At 71.9% G+C, this 15,707-nt stretch carries 13 protein-coding genes; 11 read left to right on the top strand and 2 right to left on the bottom strand.

Annotated elements, in window-relative coordinates; translation table 11 throughout:
• Positions 1-101 precede the first annotated feature (101 nt).
• The 4 genes from ABZT03_RS23590 to ABZT03_RS23575 all read left to right on the top strand — a co-directional run bounded on the left by ABZT03_RS23590 (position 102) and on the right by ABZT03_RS23575 (position 4,662).
• Positions 102-668 carry a DUF4365 domain-containing protein gene (locus ABZT03_RS23590; protein ID WP_356042304.1) on the top strand — a complete coding sequence of 189 codons (567 nt, stop codon included), beginning with the start codon at positions 102-104 and terminating at the stop codon, positions 666-668.
• Complete coding sequence (locus ABZT03_RS23585) at positions 665-1,879, top strand: hypothetical protein (protein WP_356042302.1); 1,215 nt, start codon at positions 665-667, stop codon at positions 1,877-1,879. Before ABZT03_RS23590 ends, ABZT03_RS23585 begins: the two co-directional genes overlap by 4 nt.
• A gap of 91 nt (positions 1,880-1,970) precedes the next feature.
• Positions 1,971-3,947: a threonine--tRNA ligase gene (gene thrS / locus ABZT03_RS23580; RefSeq protein ID WP_356042300.1), complete on the top strand. Its 1,977-nt coding sequence runs from the start codon at positions 1,971-1,973 to the stop codon at positions 3,945-3,947.
• 154 nt (positions 3,948-4,101) lie between these two features.
• On the top strand, positions 4,102-4,662 hold the full coding sequence (locus tag ABZT03_RS23575; RefSeq protein WP_356042298.1) for an HIT domain-containing protein: 561 nt from the start codon (positions 4,102-4,104) through the stop codon (positions 4,660-4,662).
• A 204-nt stretch (positions 4,663-4,866) separates the two neighbouring features.
• Here ABZT03_RS23575 and ABZT03_RS23570 read toward each other — a convergent pair whose 3' ends face one another.
• Positions 4,867-6,528: a hypothetical protein gene (locus ABZT03_RS23570; protein WP_356042296.1), complete on the bottom strand. Its 1,662-nt coding sequence runs from the start codon at positions 6,526-6,528 to the stop codon at positions 4,867-4,869.
• Between the two features lie 255 nt (positions 6,529-6,783).
• Positions 6,784-8,979 (bottom strand): elongation factor G-like protein EF-G2, encoded by a 2,196-nt coding sequence (locus tag ABZT03_RS23565; protein WP_356042331.1) that lies wholly within the window; start codon positions 8,977-8,979, stop codon positions 6,784-6,786.
• A gap of 232 nt (positions 8,980-9,211) precedes the next feature.
• Between ABZT03_RS23565 and pgsA the strand changes: the two genes are divergently transcribed.
• The 7 genes from pgsA (at position 9,212) to ABZT03_RS23530 (ending at position 15,638) form a co-directional block, all read left to right on the top strand.
• Positions 9,212-9,976, top strand: coding sequence for a phosphatidylinositol phosphate synthase (pgsA, locus tag ABZT03_RS23560; RefSeq protein WP_356042294.1), 765 nt, complete (start codon positions 9,212-9,214; stop codon positions 9,974-9,976).
• The gene (locus tag ABZT03_RS23555) at positions 9,973-10,890 is read left to right on the top strand and encodes a phosphatidylinositol mannoside acyltransferase (protein ID WP_356042292.1); all 918 of its coding nucleotides are present in this window, start codon (positions 9,973-9,975) and stop codon (positions 10,888-10,890) included. The genes pgsA and ABZT03_RS23555 overlap by 4 nt, the downstream gene beginning before the upstream one ends.
• Positions 10,887-12,050 (top strand): glycosyltransferase family 4 protein, encoded by a 1,164-nt coding sequence (locus ABZT03_RS23550; RefSeq protein WP_356042291.1) that lies wholly within the window; start codon positions 10,887-10,889, stop codon positions 12,048-12,050. The genes ABZT03_RS23555 and ABZT03_RS23550 overlap by 4 nt, the downstream gene beginning before the upstream one ends.
• Positions 12,051-12,606: 556 nt before the next feature.
• Complete coding sequence (locus ABZT03_RS23545) at positions 12,607-13,146, top strand: hypothetical protein (RefSeq protein WP_356042290.1); 540 nt, start codon at positions 12,607-12,609, stop codon at positions 13,144-13,146.
• A gap of 137 nt (positions 13,147-13,283) precedes the next feature.
• Positions 13,284-14,195, top strand: a complete 912-nt coding sequence (gene pdxS / locus ABZT03_RS23540) for a pyridoxal 5'-phosphate synthase lyase subunit PdxS (RefSeq protein WP_356042289.1) — start codon at positions 13,284-13,286, stop codon at positions 14,193-14,195.
• A gap of 6 nt (positions 14,196-14,201) precedes the next feature.
• Positions 14,202-14,810, top strand: a complete 609-nt coding sequence (pdxT, locus tag ABZT03_RS23535; protein ID WP_356042288.1) for a pyridoxal 5'-phosphate synthase glutaminase subunit PdxT — start codon at positions 14,202-14,204, stop codon at positions 14,808-14,810.
• 75 nt (positions 14,811-14,885) lie between these two features.
• Positions 14,886-15,638: a YebC/PmpR family DNA-binding transcriptional regulator gene (locus ABZT03_RS23530; protein WP_356042287.1), complete on the top strand. Its 753-nt coding sequence runs from the start codon at positions 14,886-14,888 to the stop codon at positions 15,636-15,638.
• Positions 15,639-15,707 lie beyond the last annotated feature (69 nt).

Below are 15,707 nucleotides of genomic sequence, written 5' to 3'. Positions count from 1 at the left end.
GGCTGTTTGCGCCGTACGCCGGAAGGACACAACAGAAGTACGGGTCTTTGCAGTTCAGCGGCTCATTACAAGGATTCACACAGCGGGAAAGGCTGTTGGTCATGGCGATAACGCAGCCCGAGCGGGGCGGGCTGCTGCCCGAACGGACGGCACCCCAGCGCGGCTCACTCGCCACCACCGCCTGCATGGAGACACTCCAGGTCGGCTATCTGCACGCGGTCGCGGCCGCCGCGGGTTGCTCGCTGTCCCAGCCCTTCCCGGACAACGGCATCGACTGGCACGTCAGTCACGGCTCCCCGGGCCACACCGTCGACGACGAGGTGACCATCAAGGTGCAGCTCAAGTGCACCTACCAGATCGCGCCGAACCCCCCGGGCCGGTTCTTCTCCTTCACGCTCGACAACGCCCACCTGGCGAAGCTCGCCCGCACCCCGGTCTCGGTGCACAAGATCCTCGTCGTGATGCTCGTCCCGCGGTCCCAGGACGACTGGCTGCGCGCCAGCCACGACCGGCTCGACCTGCGCCACTGCTGCTACTGGATCAACCTCGCCGGCCACCCGGTCACCGGCCGGAACCGGACCACCGTGCGTATACCGACCTCGCGCGTCTTCGACGACCGCGCCCTGTGCGAGATCATGACGCGGGTCGGGACGGGAGGCAGACCGTGACCCACCGACCACTGCACGAGCCGCTGCGGGCCGTCCGGCCGCACCCCGACGAGGCCGCCTGGGACCGTCCCCCCGAGCCCGGCCGGGTCGACCCCGCCGTCCTCGGCGCCCTGCTGCGGCGGCACGGCTGGCAGCGCCGCGGGGGAGCCGCCGGACGCTACGGCCGCTGGACCCCGCCCGGCCCCGGCGGCGGCACGACCAGCCTGCTCGTGCCCGAGAGCCGCGCCTTCCCCGACAGCGACGACCTGCTCGGCGAGGCACTGGTCGCCCTCGCCCGCAGCGGCACGCCCTCCGCCCGCGAGGTGCTCATCGGGCTCGCCGTGCCCAGCGACGAGATCCGCTGGTGGCGGGACGTACCGGCGGGACCGGCCCCCGCCGCGCCCTGGACGGTCGAGGAACAACTGCGCTCGGCCGCCCGGCAGACCCTGCTGGCCGCCGCGCTCGCCACCCGCGCCCGGGCCGGCTACCACGGCGCCCGGCACCGCGGAGCAGCCGCCGCGTCCCTGGAGAGCGTGCTGGTCGGGGCCTCGGCCGGCGGCCACGGCCTGACCGCGTTCGTGCCCGTCGCCTCCGCACGGGCACTCGCCGTCCGCCTCCACCAGGCCCTGCACGCAGCCCGCGAGGCCGTCGACTACCAGCGGGCCACCGGCGGCATGGACGCCTTCGACGGGGCGGTCGCGGCAGGCGTCAGCCGGGAACTCACCGAGGCCCTCGTCACCCTGGTCCGGGGCACCGAAGGCGCCCGGATCGCCGTCGCGTGGGCGCCGTCCGCGGGCGTCCCCGACGACTGCGCCGCCGCCGGACCCGTCGAGTTCTCGCCCGGCGACCTGCCGGCGCTGCGCGCGGCCGGCGCCCGCTACCTGCGCGAGGAACCCTCCGTGTCCGTGCGGATCACCGGCGCGGTGGTCCGGATGCGCAGGTCGGGGCCGCGCGGCGACGGTGTGGTACGGCTGCGGGTGCTGGCCGGCGCCGAGGTGCCGCACGTGCGGCTCACGCTGGACGAGGAGTCGTACCGCATAGCCGGCCATGCCCACCTCGTCGGGCTGCCGGTACGGGTGCACGGCCGGCTGGAGAGCCGGGGCGGCTTCCGGCGGCTCACCGGAGCCTCCGGCGTCGTGCCCGTGCAGGTGGACGAGGCCGAGCGGGACCGCCTGATGAAGTCGCTCCAGGAGAACCTGGACTTCTTCGAGGAGGCCTGCGGCGGGGAATGATTTCGCGGTGGGCCGCCCCGGGTCGGTACGATCCGGTATTGCGTGCGCTCTCGGTACGGCGCCGCGCCCACCCTGCAGTCAGGAGAGACCGGTGTCAGACGTCCGTGTGATCATCCAACGCGATTCCGAGCGGGAAGAGCGCACGGTGACGACGGGCACCACGGCCGCCGAGCTCTTCGCCGGCGAGCGCTCCGTCATCGCCGCGCGTGTGAGCGGGGAGCTCAAGGACCTCGCCTACGCCGTACAGGACGGCGAGACCGTCGAGGGCGTCGAGATCTCCTCCGAGGACGGCCTGAACATCCTGCGCCACTCCACCGCGCACGTCATGGCCCAGGCCGTGCAGGAGCTGTTCCCCGAGGCGAAGCTGGGCATCGGCCCGCCGGTCAAGGACGGCTTCTACTACGACTTCGACGTCGAGCGGCCGTTCACGCCCGAGGACCTCAAGGCCGTAGAGAAGAAGATGCAGGAGATCCAGAAGCGGGGGCAGCGGTTCGCCCGCCGCGTGGTGAGCGACGAGGCCGCCCGCGAGGAGCTCGCGAACGAGCCCTACAAGCTGGAGCTCATCGGCATCAAGGGCTCGGCCTCCACCGCCGACGGTGCGGACGTCGAGGTCGGCGGCGGCGAGCTGACGATCTACGACAACCTGGACGCCAAGACCGGGGACCTGTGCTGGAAGGACCTCTGCCGCGGTCCCCACCTGCCCACCACCCGCAACATCCCGGCGTTCAAGCTGATGCGCAACGCGGCCGCCTACTGGCGCGGCAGCGAGAAGAACCCCATGCTCCAGCGCATCTACGGCACCGCGTGGCCGACCAAGGAAGAGCTGAAGGCGCACCTCGACTTCCTCGCCGAGGCCGAGAAGCGCGACCACCGCAAGCTCGGCAGCGAGCTCGACCTGTTCTCCATCCCGGAGCAGATCGGCTCCGGCCTCGCCGTCTTCCACCCCAAGGGCGGCGTCGTGCGCCGGGTCATGGAGGACTACTCGCGCCGCCGGCACGAGGAAGAGGGCTACGAGTTCGTCTACACCCCGCACGCGACGAAGGGGAAGCTCTTCGAGACCTCGGGCCACCTGGACTGGTACGCCGACGGCATGTACCCGCCCATGCAGCTCGACGAGGGCGTGGACTACTACCTCAAGCCCATGAACTGCCCGATGCACAACCTGATCTTCGACGCGCGCGGCCGCTCGTACCGTGAACTGCCCCTGCGCCTCTTCGAGTTCGGCACCGTGTACCGGTACGAGAAGTCGGGTGTCGTGCACGGGCTGACCCGCGCCCGCGGCTTCACCCAGGACGACGCGCACATCTACTGCACCCGCGAGCAGATGGCCGACGAGCTCGACAAGACGCTCACCTTCGTCCTCAACCTGCTGCGCGACTACGGTCTGACCGACTTCTACCTGGAACTCTCCACCAAGGACCCGGAGAAGTTCGTCGGCTCCGACGAGGTGTGGGAGGAAGCCACCGAGACGCTGCGCCAGGTCGCCGAGAAGCAGGGCCTCCCGCTGGTCCCCGACCCGGGCGGCGCCGCCTTCTACGGCCCGAAGATCTCCGTCCAGACCAAGGACGCGATCGGCCGGACCTGGCAGATGTCGACCGTGCAGCTCGACTTCAACCTCCCGGAGCGCTTCGACCTGGAGTACACCGGCCCCGACGGCACCAAGCAGCGCCCGGTCATGATCCACCGCGCCCTGTTCGGCTCGATCGAGCGGTTCTTCGCGGTGCTCCTGGAGCACTACGCGGGCGCGTTCCCGGCGTGGCTGGCGCCCGTGCAGGCGGTCGGCATCCCGATCGGCGACGCGCACGCGGACTACCTGCACAAGTTCGCCGCCGAGGCGAAGAAGAAGGGGCTGCGGGTCGAGGTCGACTCCTCCTCGGACCGCATGCAGAAGAAGATCCGCAACGCCCAGAAGCAGAAGGTGCCCTTCATGGTCATCGCGGGCGACGAGGACATGTCGAACAACTCGGTGTCCTTCCGCTACCGCGACGGCTCCCAGGAGAACGGCATCCCCTTCGAGGCGGCCATCGCGAAGATCGCGCAGGTCGTCGAGGACCGTACGCAGGTCTGATCCGCGCCGCGCGGCCCGAGGCCCCCGGGAGGTCCCGCCTCCCGGGGGCCTCGCGCCGTCCGGGCTCCCTGAGCCCCGGCCCCCTTGGGCCCCGGCCTCCCTGGGCCCCGGCCTCCCGCAACCCCGCCCACACGGCGCGGACGGGCGAAGCAATATGCTGCATGGCATGACGAGTGAGCCGGAGCAGCAGTGGGGAGTGGGGACGCAGGACGCGTTTCAGCGTCTGTGGACGCCCCACCGGATGGCCTACATCCAGGGTGAGAACAAGCCGACCGGCCCGGGTGCCGACGACGGCTGTCCCTTCTGCTCGATCCCGGCGAAGTCCGACGAGGACGGGCTGGTCGTCCGCCGCGGCGAGCAGGTGTACGCGGTGCTCAACCTGTACCCGTACAACGGCGGCCACCTGATGGTCGTGCCCTACCGGCACGTCGCCGACTACACGGACCTCACCGAGCCGGAGACCGCCGAGCTGGCCGCGCTGACCAAGCAGGCGATGTCGGCCCTGCGGACCGCGTCCGGCGCCCACGGCTTCAACATCGGCATGAACCAGGGCTCCGTGGCGGGCGCGGGCATCGCCGCCCACCTCCACCAGCACCTCGTGCCGCGCTGGGGCGGCGACACCAACTTCATGCCGGTGGTCGGCCACACCAGGGTGCTGCCTCAACTGCTGGCGGACACCCGGAAGATGCTGGCCGACGCCTGGCCGACGCGCTGAGCGCAGCGGCGGGGCCTGCCGGAACCGGGACCGGCCCGGCCGCTCCGGGCCGCGGGGACGGTCGTTCGGACCGGTCTGGACCGGACCGGAGCGAATTGGGCTGAACCGGGTCGGACCGGGCCGGGTCGAACCGAACCGGAGGGGACGGAAGCAGGTCGGCCCCGGCCGGGCGTCGCGCGCCCGGCCCGATCCGCGCGGCACGTCCTACGCGTCGTACACGTCCGCCTTCCGCGGCGAGGTGTCCTGCACCGCCGTGGAGAGGAACGCCGAGCGGTTGCCGAACTTCTCCGTGTCCACGCCGTTCTCCTCCAGCACCCGGATCGCCGCCGAGTGCACCACGCGCAGCACCGGCGTCGCGGCGCGCAGGGCGTCGTCGGCCATGAAGCGGTGGCGCCAGGGCTGATCGGCCCAGGCGTGCCGCAGGCCGAAGGGCTCCGGCAGACCTATCGAGCCGCCGAGCCAGTTCAGCAGCGGCGGGTACCAGGTCAGCGGCGCGCGGACGGCGAGCCGTACCACCTCGTTCGTGCTGACCAGCGGCAGCTTCACCGTGCGGTTCTCCCACGGCTTCAGCGACTTGGCGACCTCCCTGGTCGGGGCCTCCGGCTTGGTGGTGAACAGCGGGTTCACCGGGCCCAGGGCGTGGCCGGTGACCTCGATCCGCAGGGTCGCGTGCAACACGGTCACCGTGATCATCATGGTGATGATCAGCTGGCCGTCCCACAGCGTCCACTGCACGCCGAGGTAGTGCCGGTCTCCGGCGCCGAACTGCTGCTTGTTGCAGATGTCCTGTATGGCGTGCGACTTGACCTGGTACGCCTCCACGTCCGTGCCCTCCGGGCGGGACACCGCCTTGGCGTTCTCCCCGATCGGCGTGACGATCCAGTGCCGTATCGACGCCTTCGGGAAGCCGCCGGTGTTCAGCGGGCCCCGCTCCAGCATGCGCAGCTGGTCGTGGATCGAGCGGATGACGTCCCAGCTGCGGAAGGGGTGGATCTCCCGGGTCGTGTCGGCGGCCACCAGGTCCTCGGCGAGCTGCCAGGAACCCCAGCGGGTGCCCATGCCCAGGATGCCCTTGGGGCCGGCGTAGAAGACGGAGTTCGACTGCTGCTCGGCGCTGAGCTTGGCGAGGGACTGGCGCAGCTGCTCCGCCGCGGTCTCCCGCGGGCTGCTCGGCACCGCCTCGGGGACCTTGGCGCCCACGCTGCTGCCGGAGAGCAGGCTGTCCCAGCGCCCGCGCAGGTCGGCGGCCGTGCGCTCGCAGATCCGCCGGGCCCACAGCCAGCCGAGGACGGGCATGACGACCGAGGCGCGCGCGTACCACCCCCAGATGCCGGTGAACGGCATGCGGAGCAGGAAGAGCACGGCGAGCGCGCCGAAGGCGACGAGCAGGGTGGTGCCGAGCGCGGAGGCGCGCTTGTCGTCACGCCGGTCGATGGCCGCGCGGGTCTGGAAGATCAGCAGCCAGACGAGGAGTCCGGGCAGGAACAGCAGACCGCACAGCAGGGTGACGATCATCAGCCGGTTGTCGCGGTCCCGGCGGATGTTGTTGGCCGCGAGACAGTGCTCGACGACGGCCTGCGGCTCGGCGCCGAAGGACTGGATGAGCGGCTTGCGGCCGCCGCCCAGCATGCGGGCCACCACCGCGCCGGAGAACGCCTCGCCCAGGTTGGGCCGGAAGATCTGGGCCCACCTGCGGCCGGGGTTGACGGTGGACTGGTGCCATTCGTTGTCGGCCTTCTTGATCTCCTGGATCGGGCCGTCCCGGTAGGCCGCCGAGGCCAGCGCGAAGGTCGCCGTCTGCCCCTCGTCGCCCGTACGCGGCACCTGCGGCCCGAAGATGTCCGCGTAACCGCCGTCAACGGTCATTCCCGCCCCCGATCGCCGCTGCTCTCGCTTCTGCGGCTTTCCCGACTTCCCTGCCCCGCACACCTGTTGATCAGCTGATCGTGACGACCCGGCCTCTCTTCGCGTCACAACCCGATCAGGTGATCAGCGTATCCGCAGGCACGGACGCCGCGTCGGCGGACGGCCCGAACCGTCCGCCGATCCGGCGGCGACGGCGCACACCGGCCGCCCGTGGCGCGCCGGGCGTGAACTCTCAGGCGCCGCGCGCGTCAACACTCAGGCGCTGCGCGCGTCTTCGCGGATCCGTTCCGCGATCTGCGGCGGCATCGGTTCGTGCCGGGCGTAGGAGCGGTCGAAGCGCGCGGTCCCGTGGGACAGCGACCGCAGGTCGACGGTGTACCGGCCGATCTCGATCTCGGGCACCTCGGCCCGCACCAGGGTGCGGCCGCCGCTGGTCTGCTCGGTGCCCAGCACCCGGCCGCGCCGCCCCGACAGGTCGCTCATCACCGCGCCCACGTACTCGTCGCCGACCAGCACCGTCACCTCGGCCACGGGTTCCAGGAGGTGGATGCGGGCGTCGGCGGCGGCCTCCCGCAGCGCCAGCGCGCCGGCCGTCTGGAACGCGGCGTCCGAGGAGTCCACCGAGTGCGCCTTGCCGTCCAGCAGCGTGACGCGGACGTCGATGAGCGGATAGCCGGCGGCAACTCCCTTGGCCGCCTGGGTCCTTACGCCCTTCTCGACCGACGGGATGAACTGGCGCGGGACCGCGCCGCCGACCACCTTGTCGACGAACTCGATGCCCGAACCGCCCGGCAGGGGCTCCACCTCGATCTCGCAGATCGCGAACTGCCCGTGTCCGCCGGACTGTTTGACGTGCCGGCCGCGGCCCGCCGACCGGTCCGCGAACGTCTCCCGGAGCGAGACCCGGTGCGGTACGACATCGACCTGGACGCCGTAGCGTGTGCGCAGCCGCTCCAGCGCGACGTCGGCGTGGGCCTCGCCCAGGCACCACAGGACCACCTGGTGGGTGTTCTGGTTCTGCTCCAGACGCATGGTCGGGTCCTCGGCCACCAGCCTGCCGAGCCCCTGGGAGAGCTTGTCCTCGTCGGCCTTGCTGTGCGCCTGGATCGCCAGCGGCAGCAGCGGGTCGGGCATCTCCCACGGCTCCATCAGGAGCGGGTCGTCCTTGCCCGAGAGGGTGTCGCCGGTCTCCGCCCGGCCCAGCTTGGCCACGCAGGCCAGGTCACCGGCGATGCAGTGGGTGAGCGCCCGCTGCTGCTTGCCGAACGGCACGGACAGGGCGCCGACGCGCTCGTCGACGTCGTGGTCCTCGTGGCCGCGGTCGGCGAGGCCGTGCCCGGAGACGTGGACCGTGTCGTCGCAGCGCAGGGTGCCGGAGAAGACGCGCACCAGGGAGACCCGGCCGACGTACGGGTCGGACGCCGTCTTCACGACCTCCGCCACCAGCGGGCCGTCCGGATCGCAGGGCTTCAGCTCGCGCGGCTCGCCGTCGACCGTGGTGACGCCGGGCGCCTCGCGCTCCAGCGGGGTCGGGAATCCGCCGGTGACCAGTTCGAGCAGCTCGACCGTGCCGAGCCCCTGCCGGGCGCCCTCGGCCGCGGGCGCGGCGGCCAGCACAGGGAAGAACACCCCGCGCGCGACCGCCCGCTCCAGATCCTGGATGAGCGTCCGCACCTCGACCTGCTCGCCGCCGAGGTAGCGGTCCATCAGGGTCTCGTCCTCGCTCTCCGAGATGATCCCCTCGATCAGCCGGTCGCGGGCCTCCTCGATCAGGGGCAGCTGGTCCTCGCCCGGCTCGGACTCCTCGCGCTGTCCGCCGGAGTAGTCGAAGAGCTTCTGCGACAGCAGTCCGATCAGGCCGGTCACCGGCGCGTGCCCGTCCGGCGCCCGCGGGCCGCGCAACGGCAGGTACAGCGGCAGTACGGCGTCGGGGTCGTCGGCGCCGAACGCCTCCGCGCAGATCCGCGTCATCTCCTCGAAGTCGGCCCGGGCCGACTCCAGGTGCGTGACGACGATGGCCCGCGGCATGCCGACGGCCGCGCACTCCTCCCACACCATGCGGGTCGAGCCGTCCACCCCGTCCGAGGCCGAGACGACGAAGAGGGCCGCGTCCGCCGCTCGCAGACCGGCCCTCAGCTCCCCGACGAAGTCCGCGTATCCGGGGGTGTCGAGGAGATTGATCTTGATCCCGTCCCATTCGACGGGGACGAGGGACAACTGCACCGACCGGTGCTGCCGGTGCTCGATGTCGTCGTAGTCGGAGACGGTGCCGCCGTCCTCCACGCGGCCCGCCCGGTTCACCGCTCCCGCCGTGAGGGCGAGCGCCTCCACCAGCGTCGTCTTGCCGGATCCGCTGTGGCCGACCAGCACCACATTCCTTACGGACGCGGGGTGGTCGGCCGCCGTAGCCCTGCCGGCGGCTCCGGGGTGTGTGTTCGCCTTGTCGCCCATGGCCTTGCCTCCCGTGCACGGTGAGGTCACTGTGGGCGCGGGCACACGGCTGCCTCCCCGGACCGGGTCCGGACCGGTGGCGGCTCCGGTGACGCCCGCGGTTCTTCGAGCTTTCCACTCCCGTCACGGTGCGTCCATACGAAGGACGCGATCGCGCCGTTACCCGGATGGCGCAGGGCCGTGACCCGGGGGCCGGGTGCCCGGCGGACGCCCGCGCCCCGGCGTGACTACGATGGGCCAGCCGGTGGCCAGCAGGGGCCGCGCGGCCACACCGACCCTCGGGAAGGCCATGCTGAACAAGTACGCGCGTGCATTCTTCACGCGTGTCCTCACCCCGTTCGCCGCGTTTCTCATCCGCCGGGGCGTGACGCCCGACACGGTCACGCTGCTCGGCACCGCCGGCGTGATGGCGGGCGCGCTGGTCTTCTACCCCCGGGGCGAGTTCTTCTGGGGCACGATCGTGATCACACTGTTCGTGTTCTCCGACCTCGTCGACGGCAACATGGCCCGCCAGCTGGGCCGCAGCAGCCGCTGGGGGGCCTTCCTGGACTCCACGCTGGACCGGGTGGCCGACAGCGCGGTCTTCGGCGGCTTCGCCCTCTGGTACGCGGGCAACGGCGACGACAACGTGCTGTGCGCCGTCTCGATCTTCTGCCTGGCCAGCGGCCAGGTGGTGTCGTACACCAAGGCGCGCGGCGAGTCGATCGGTCTGCCGGTCGCCGTCAACGGCCTGGTGGAACGCGCCGAACGCCTGGTGATCTCGCTGGTCGCGGCCGGCCTCGCGGGTCTGCACAAGTTCGGCGTGCCGGGCATCCAGGTGCTGCTGCCGATCGCGCTGTGGATCGTCGCCGTCGGCAGCCTGGTCACGCTGATCCAGCGGGTCGTGACGGTACGCCGGGAGTCCGCCGAGGCGGAGGCCGCGGCGGCCGGAGCCGGGCCGGACCAGGCCCAGGGGAACCCGGCGAACGCCTCGCGGGGGAGTGAGGCGGCGAAGTGAGCGCCCGAGAGCGCCTCACCGACGGGCTCTACGGCCTCGGCTGGGGAGCGGTCAAGAAGCTGCCCGAGCCGGTCGCCGTCCGCCTCGGCCGGCAGATCGCCGACCTCGCCTGGAGGCGCCGCGGCAAGGGCGTGCGCCGCCTGGAGAGCAACTACGCGCGCGTGGTGCCCGACGCGAGCCCGGAGCGGCTCGCCGAGCTCTCACGCGCGGGCATGCGCTCCTACCTGCGGTACTGGATGGAGTCCTTCCGGCTGCCCGCGTGGAGCGCCGAGCGCGTCCGAGGCGGCTTCGAGCCCACCGACCTGCACCACCTCACCGACGGCCTGGCCGCCGGCCGGGGCGTGATCCTCGCGCTGCCGCACATGGCCAACTGGGACCTCGCCGGCGCCTGGGTCACCACCCGCCTGGAGACCCCGTTCACCACGGTCGCCGAACGCCTCAAGCCGGAGACGCTCTACGACCGTTTCGTCGCCTACCGCGAGGGCCTCGGCATGGAGGTCCTGCCGCACAGCGGCGGCACCGCCTTCGGCACCCTGGCCCGGCGGCTGCGCGACGGCGGGCTGATCTGCCTGGTCGCCGAGCGCGACCTGTCCGCCTCCGGCGTCGAGGTCAAGTTCTTCGGGGAGGCCGCCCGGATGCCCGCCGGCCCGGCCCTGCTCGCCCAGCAGACCGGCGCCCTGCTGCTGCCCGTGACGCTCTGGTACGACGACTCGCCCGTCATGCGCGGCCGGGTCCATCCGCCGGTCGAGGTCCCCGAGACAGGTACGCGGGCCGAGAAGACGTCTGTCATGACACAGGCGCTGGCCGATGCCTTCGCCACCGGCATCGCCGACCACCCGGAGGACTGGCACATGCTCCAGCGCTTGTGGCTCGACGACCTGGAACCCCGGCCCGCGGACGGGGAGCGGCCGTGAGGATCGGCATCGTCTGCCCGTACTCCTGGGACGTGCCCGGCGGCGTCCAGTTCCACATCCGCGACCTCGCCGACTACTTCATCCGCCTCGGGCACGAGGTGTCCGTCCTCGCGCCGGCCGACGACGACACCCCGCTGCCGCCGTACGTCGTCTCGGCGGGGCGCGCGGTGCCGGTGCCGTACAACGGCTCGGTGGCCCGCCTCAACTTCGGCTTCCTGTCCGCCGCCCGGGTCCGCCGCTGGCTGCACGACGGCGAGTTCGACGTCATCCACATCCACGAGCCGACCTCGCCCTCGCTCGGCCTGCTGGCCTGCTGGGCCGCGCAGGGCCCGATCGTGGCCACCTTCCACACGTCCAACCCGCGCTCCAGGGCGATGATCGCCGCGTACTCCATCCTCCAGGCGGCCCTGGAGAAGATCAGCGCCCGGATCGCCGTCAGCGAGTACGCGCGCCGCACGCTCGTGGAACACCTCGGCGGAGACGCGGTGGTCATCCCCAACGGCGTCGACGTGGACTTCTTCGCCCGGGCCGAGCCCAGGGCGGAGTGGCAGGGCGGGACGATCGGCTTCATGGGCCGCATCGACGAGCCCCGCAAGGGACTGCCGGTGCTCATGAAGGCCCTGCCGAAGATCCTGGCCGCGCGCCCGGGCACCCGGCTGCTCGTCGCGGGGCGCGGGGACGAGGAGGAGGCCGTCGAGACGCTGCCGAAGGAACTGCGCGGCAACGTCGAGTTCCTCGGCATGGTCAGCGACGAGGACAAGGCCCGTCTGCTGCGCAGCGTCGACCTCTACGTGGCCCCCAACACCGGCGGCGAGAGCTTCGGCATCATCCTGGTGGAGGCCATGTCCGCCGGGGCCCCGGTGCTCGCCTCCGACCTGGACGCCTTCGCCCAGGTTCTGGACCAGGGCGCGGCCGGCGAGCTGTTCACCAACGAGGACGCGGACGCCCTCGCGGACACCGCCGTACGTCTCCTCGGTGACCCGGAGCGCCTTGCGGAGCTGCGGAAGCGCGGCAGCGCCCATGTCCGGCGGTTCGACTGGTCCACGGTCGGCGCGGACATCCTGTCGGTGTACGAGACGGTCACCGACGGCACGACGGCGGTGGCCGCGGACGAACGCAGCACGGGACTGCGAGCCCGGTTCGGCCTGGCGCGGAACTGAGCGCGGGCGGCAAGTCCGGCGGCGGCGCGTAGGCGGTCTCCGGCGGTCTGCACGGCGAGCGGCGCGTACGCGGTCTCCGGCGGTCTGCACGGCGAGCGGCGCGTCCGCGATCTCCGGCGGTCTGCACGGCGAGCGCCGGGGCACGGGTCACGGGGCCGGGCTTGATCCTCGGCCCGGCGGGCGTGACTTCCTGTCCGGCGGGGGACGGCGCGCCTGGTCTCCCCGGCCGGGGGAGAGAGTGCGTGGTCTCCCGCCTGGTGGGGCGCACCGCTCGGTGGGCCGGCGTGCCTGACTTCCCGCTCGGCTGCCGCCCTTGGTCTTCCGCTCGTCGGGCTGCCGCCCTTGGTCTGCCGCTCGTCGGGCCGCGTCCCTGGTCTGCCGCTCGTCGGGCTGCCGCCCCTGGTCTCCCGCCCGTCGGGCTGCCGCCCTTGGTCTCCCGCCCGTCGGGCCGCGTCCCTGGTCTCCCGCCCCGCACGTATGGTCGGCCACCGCCCGCGGGCCCGCGCGGCGTGGGGCCCCGCGAGGCCGTGACCGGGCCCCGGTAGCCTTGCCGCCCGTGACCGCAACCCTCATCTGGATCCTCGTCGCACTCCTGGCGATCGGCCTCTACCTCAGCTGGACGGCGGGACGCCTGGACCGGCTGCACGTCCGGATCGACGCGACGCGCGCCGCCCTCGACGCCCAGCTGCTGCGCCGCGCCTCGGTGACCCAGGAACTGGCCACCTCCGGGGTCCTCGACCCGGCTGCCTCCATCGTGCTGTACGAGGCGGCACACGCCGCCCGGCAGGCCGAGGAGGAGCAGCGGGAGGTCGCCGAGAGCGAGCTCAGCCAGGCGCTGCGCGCCGTGTTCGCGGAGGCGCCGCAGGTGGAGGCGGTCCGCGAGGCGCCCGGGGGAGAGGCGGCCGCCCGGGAACTGACCGAGGCGGTGCGCCGGGTGCCCATGGCCCGGCGCTTCCACAACGACGCGGTCGGCGCGGCCCGCAGGCTCCGGGAGCACCGCAAGGTGCGCTGGTTCCGGCTGGCGGGACACGCGCCGTTCCCGATGGCGTTCGAGATGGACGACGAGACACCGGCGGCCCTCACGGACCGCGCCTAGCAGCGGTCCGACCTGCGCGTTCTCGGCCATCGGCCGGAAAACGATCCACCGCCTTGTCATTGGCCCTTGCTGTGGACTGGTCCCCTGGCGTTTCCTCGGAGACGCAGAACCCTTCCTTCCCCTCAGTGAGGTCACCCGTGTCCAGCACGTTCTCCGAAAACCAGACGCCCGAGACCGGCACCGCCCGCGTGAAGCGCGGCATGGCCGAGCAGCTCAAGGGCGGCGTGATCATGGACGTCGTCAACGCCGAGCAGGCGAAGATCGCCGAGGACGCGGGCGCCGTGGCCGTCATGGCCCTGGAGCGGGTCCCGGCGGACATCCGCAAGGACGGCGGCGTGGCCCGCATGTCGGACCCGACCATGATCGAGGAGATCATCGAGGCCGTCTCGATCCCCGTCATGGCCAAGTCCCGCATCGGTCACTTCGTCGAGGCCCAGGTGCTGCAGTCCCTCGGCGTCGACTACATCGACGAGTCCGAGGTGCTCACCCCGGCCGACGAGGTCAACCACTCCGACAAGTGGGCGTTCACCACCCCCTTCGTCTGCGGCGCCACCAACCTCGGTGAGGCCCTGCGCCGCATCGCCGAGGGCGCGGCCATGATCCGCTCCAAGGGCGAGGCCGGCACCGGCAACGTCGTCGAGGCCGTCCGCCACCTGCGCCAGATCAAGAACGAGATCGCCAGGCTCCGCGGCTACGACAACAACGAGCTGTACGCCGCCGCCAAGGAACTGCGCGCCCCGTACGAGATCGTCAGGGAGGTCGCCGAGCTCGGCAAACTCCCGGTCGTGCTGTTCTCCGCCGGCGGCGTGGCCACCCCCGCGGACGCCGCCCTGATGCGCCAGCTCGGCGCCGAGGGCGTCTTCGTCGGCTCGGGCATCTTCAAGTCCGGCGACCCGGCCAAGCGCGCCGCCGCCATCGTGAAGGCGACCACCTTCTACGACGACCCGAAGATCATCGCGGACGCGTCCCGCAACCTCGGCGAGGCCATGGTCGGCATCAACTGCGACACCCTCCCCGAGGCCGAGCGCTACGCCAACCGCGGCTGGTAACCACTCATGACCGAAGCCCCTGTCATAGGCGTCCTGGCTCTCCAGGGCGACGTGCGGGAGCACCTCGTCGCCCTGGCCTCGGCAGACGCCGTGGCCAGGCCGGTGCGGCGCCCCGAGGAGCTCGCCGAGGTGGACGGCCTGGTCCTCCCGGGCGGCGAGTCCACCACCATCTCCAAGCTGGCCGTGCTCTTCGGCGTGATGGAGCCGCTGCGCGCACGCGTGCGCGCGGGCATGCCGGTCTACGGCACCTGCGCCGGCATGATCCTGCTCGCCGACAAGATCCTCGACCCGCGCTCGGGCCAGGAGACCGTCGGCGGCATCGACATGATCGTGCGCCGCAACGCCTTCGGCCGGCAGAACGAGTCCTTCGAGGCCGCCCTCGACGTGCGGGGCATCGAGGGCGATCCTGTAGAGGGCGTCTTCATCCGCGCCCCCTGGGTGGAGTCCGTCGGCGCCCGGACCGAGGTGCTCGCCGAGCACGGCGGCCACATCGTCGCGGTCCGCCAGGGCAACGCGCTCGCCACCTCGTTCCACCCGGAACTGACCGGCGACCACCGCGTGCACGGCCTGTTCGTCGACATGGTGCGCGCGAACCGGACAGCGGAGTCCTTGTAGGATTCCCGGGGTCCCCCCAGACTTCCCAGACTGGGGGAGTTCGTACGGGATGGGTTACGCGAAGGAGACAGGCAGATGTCCGGCCACTCTAAATGGGCCACGACGAAGCACAAGAAGGCCGTGATCGACGCCAAGCGCGGCAAGCTCTTCGCGAAGATGATCAAGAACATCGAGGTCGCGGCCCGCACCGGTGGCGCGGATGTGTCCGGCAACCCGACGCTGTTCGACGCCATCCAGAAGGCGAAGAAGAGCTCGGTCCCGAACAAGAACATCGACTCCGCGGTCAAGCGCGGCGCCGGTCTCGAGGCCGGTGGCGCCGACTACGAGACGATCATGTACGAGGGTTACGGCCCGAACGGCGTCGCGGTGCTCATCGAGTGCCTCACCGACAACCGCAACCGCGCCGCCTCGGACGTCCGCGTCGCCATGACCCGCAACGGCGGCTCGATGGCCGACCCGGGTTCCGTCTCGTACCTGTTCAACCGCAAGGGTGTCGTGATCGTCCCCAAGGGCGAGCTGGCCGAGGACGACGTCCTGGGCGCCGTCCTGGACGCGGGCGCCGAGGAGGTCAACGACCTCGGCGACACCTTCGAGGTCATCTCCGAGGCCACCGACCTGGTCGCGGTCCGCACCGCCCTCCAGGACGCCGGCATCGACTACGACTCCGCCGACGCCAACTTCGTCCCGACCATGCAGGTCGAACTCGACGAGGACGGCGCCCGGAAGATCTTCAAGCTGATCGACGCCCTCGAGGACAGCGACGACGTGCAGAACGTCTTCGCCAACTTCGACGTGAGCGACGAGGTCATGGAGAAGGTCGACGCGTAACGCCGCCGCGCGCTGCACCGGTTGACCGGGCCGACGGGACACGCCCCCGTCGGCCCGTCGCCATGTCGG

This window comes from Streptomyces sp. NPDC005574 (assembly GCF_040605435.1).
Classification (GTDB): domain Bacteria; phylum Actinomycetota; class Actinomycetes; order Streptomycetales; family Streptomycetaceae; genus Streptomyces.
The sequence above is the reverse complement of the archived record's forward strand: the minus strand, read 5'-3'. Positions and strand labels throughout refer to the sequence as shown.